Genomic DNA, 3,034 nt, shown 5'->3' with positions numbered 1-3,034 from the left:
GTCTCGGCCGTGACCCTGGCGACCCTGCACTCGGCCAAGGGACTCGAATGGGACGCCGTCTTCGTCGTCGGCCTCTCCGAGGGACTCGTGCCGATCAGCTATGCCGGCACTTTCGAGCAGGTCGACGAGGAACGCCGACTGCTGTACGTGGGCGTCACCCGGGCGCGCAAACGGCTGTCGCTCAGCTGGTCCGCGGCCGGAACCCAGCAGCGTTCCCCGCGAGAACGATCACGTTTTCTGGCAGAAATCGGCATCCGCACCGCCCGTGCGGCCGGTGCGCGAGGCGCCTGACCGAGAGGGACTCGGCGTCGATCGCGAGCGACGTCGCCGCGAATTCGTTCGACGCGGCAAACACCCTGTCGTGCACGATCGCGGCCACCGTGGCGGCCACCTCGATGCCGAGCCGGGTCGTCTCGGTGGGAGCGGTGCGATGCAGCAGCTGGGTGGCGATCGCCGGCCAGGCCGGATCGGCATCTACCCGGTCGAGTTCGAGACAGGTCAGGCAGGGGCCGGCGCCGGGCTCCACCAGCGGGCCGATGCGCGCCTCGGTGTCACTGAACAACACGGGCAGGTGCGGTAGATCCCGGCGCAGCCACCGGTTGTGCCGCTCGGGTGAGAGCACGAAGTGGTCCACGATCACGGCGAGGGAAGGGTCTGGCCCGGCCTGCCCGGGCTGTAACACGGTCACGCCCAGGTCGGCCAGCAGCTGCCGGATGCGGCCGGCCGTGGGTCCGGTGCCGTCCACGTGGACGACGGCCGCCGGTCGGTGTGCCGCCGGAGCGCGAGCCTCCGCCGCCGGTTCGGCTTCAGGCGGGCCGGCCGCTGCCGGGCGGGCATCCGTGTCGAGCAGTGCGGGCGCGAGCGCTTGCAGCAGGGCCGTGGTCGCGGCGTCCGAGGCGCCGGCCTCCCGCCCCAGCATCAGGGCACCCGACCAGGGCACGCCTGCCCGCAGCGCGTCGATGACGCCCTCGAGCGGGGCGGTCACACCCGGCACGATGGCCAGCGGCCGGTCGATGCCCAACTGGATGGTGTCGGGGCTCCGCCACACGAGCGGATACCGCGGGTCGAGTCGAACAATCATCCGGCGATCTTCCTCCAGACCGCCCGTTGCCGCCGGAATCATCCACAGGCAGGAAAACGCGCTCGCACATGCGCAGGCCAAGCCCAGATTCGGCCCCTAGGCTGACGCCATGACTGAGCACACAGCAGTTCCCCGACGAGTCCTGGTCACCGGCGCCACCGGCTATATCGGCGGTCGGCTCGTTCCGCGGCTGCTCGAGGCCGGCCATCAGGTGCGGGTGCTGGTGCGCTCGCCGCAGAAGCTCACCGACGTGCCGTGGGCGAAAGACGTGGACATCGTGGAGGGGGATCTCGGCGACCGTGCCGCCGTGCTGGCCGCCAGCGCCGACATCGACGTGTTCTACTACCTGGTGCACTCGATGGGCGCCAAGGGCGACTTCGAGCAGACCGAGCGCACCGCCGCCCGCAACGTGGCCGAGGCCGCGGCCGAGGCCCAGGTCTCCCGCATCGTCTACCTCGGTGGACTGCACCCCGACACCGGCACCCTGTCACCGCACCTGCGTTCCCGGGCGGAGGTCGGCCGGATCCTGCTGGAGTCCGGAGTGCCCACGGTGGCGCTGCAGGCGGGCGTGGTGATCGGCTCCGGTTCCACCTCGTTCGAGATGATCCGGCATCTCACCGACGTGCTGCCGTACATGCCCGCTCCCAAGTGGGTGCGCAACGTCATCCAGCCCATCGCCGTGCGCGACGTGCTCTACTACCTCGTCGCCGCCGCAGAGCTGCCCGCGCAGGTCAACCGCACCTTCGACATCGGCGGCCCCGACGTGCTGCGCTACGGCCAGATGATGAACGGCTACGCCGTCGAAGCCGGGCTGCACCAGCGGCCCATTGCCCCGCTGCCGGTGCTGACGCCGTGGCTTGCCTCCCAGTGGGTCAACCTGGTCACCCCAATCCCGCGGAGCCTCGCGGTGCCGATCATCGCGTCTCTGCAATACGACTGTGTCGTGCACGAGCACGACATCGACGCCGTTATCCCGCCGCCGGAGGGCGGCCTGACCACGTACCGCCGGGCCGTGCGCCTGGCGCTCGGGCGGATGCGTGACGGCGACGTCGAGACCAGCTGGCAGAACGCGTCGACCGAGGGCGCATCGAGCAACCCGCTCCCCAGCGACCCCGACTGGGCCGGTCACCTCGTGTACACCGACCTCAAGGAGAAGCGCACCTCGGCCAAGCCGGCCGACCTGTGGCGGGTCATCGAGAGCATCGGCGGCGAAAACGGCTGGTACTCGTTCCCGCTGGCCTGGGCCGTGCGCGGCTGGATGGACAAGCTCGTCGGGGGAGTGGGCCTTCGTCGCGGACGCCGGCACCCCGACCGTCTGCAGACCGGCGACGTGCTGGACTTCTGGCGGGTGGAACGCATCGACCGGGGCAGCTTCCTGCGGTTACGCGCCGAGATGCGGGTGCCTGGTCGGGCCTGGCTGGAGATGCGGGCGGAGCCGACCGGGGATGGCGGGTCGGTGTACCGGCAGCGGGCGGTCTTCTTCCCACGCGGCCTCGGCGGCCGGCTCTACTGGTTCTCGATCCGGCCGTTCCACGGTGTGATCTTCAGCGGCATGGCCAACCGCATCACAGCGGCCGCGGAAACCGAGGCAGCCGCGATCGACGCCGAGGCCGTCGACACAGCTGTCATTGACGCCGACACACCGATCGTCTCAGTCGGCACCCCAGCTGTGCCAGAGGCCGCTCGCAGCTAAACCCAACCGACTCGGTCGCGTCTGTGAGACGCACGGAATTGACGTGCCCGAAAAACGGAAAAAAAGTTCTTCACAGCCTTGCTTTTTCCACACAAAGCTTCGACATCGGGCTACATTGTCTGCATGTCCACCTTCGCAGACACTTCCGCCCCCGGCACCCCGCCTGGACCGGGTGTGCCCGCAGATTCACTGGTCGCCGCGGTCGAAGCCGTTGAACATTTGGGGGCGTGCAGCACCGACTACGACACCCTCTCGGATGC

The 3,034-nt window shown here is 69.6% G+C and carries 3 protein-coding genes; 2 read left to right on the top strand and 1 reads right to left on the bottom strand.

Annotated elements, in window-relative coordinates; all coding sequences use genetic code 11:
- Positions 1-291, top strand: a 291-nt coding sequence (locus JWP54_RS12220; RefSeq protein WP_297372449.1) for a 3'-5' exonuclease, incomplete at its 5' end; no start/stop codon positions are given.
- On the opposite strand, the gene JWP54_RS12215 is transcribed toward JWP54_RS12220, so the two are convergent.
- Positions 182-1,081, bottom strand: a complete 900-nt coding sequence (locus tag JWP54_RS12215) for a TOMM precursor leader peptide-binding protein (RefSeq protein ID WP_297372445.1) — start codon at positions 1,079-1,081, stop codon at positions 182-184. The genes JWP54_RS12220 and JWP54_RS12215 overlap by 110 nt on opposite strands.
- A 109-nt stretch (positions 1,082-1,190) precedes the next feature.
- Between JWP54_RS12215 and JWP54_RS12210 the strand changes: the two genes are divergently transcribed.
- Positions 1,191-2,774 (top strand): SDR family oxidoreductase, encoded by a 1,584-nt coding sequence (locus tag JWP54_RS12210; RefSeq protein WP_297372443.1) that lies wholly within the window; start codon positions 1,191-1,193, stop codon positions 2,772-2,774.
- The last annotated feature ends 260 nt before the right edge of the window (positions 2,775-3,034 follow it).

It is taken from the genome of Cryobacterium sp. (genome assembly GCF_025463825.1).
GTDB lineage: Bacteria > Actinomycetota > Actinomycetes > Actinomycetales > Microbacteriaceae > Cryobacterium.
This window is presented reverse-complemented; position numbering and strand designations above follow the sequence as displayed.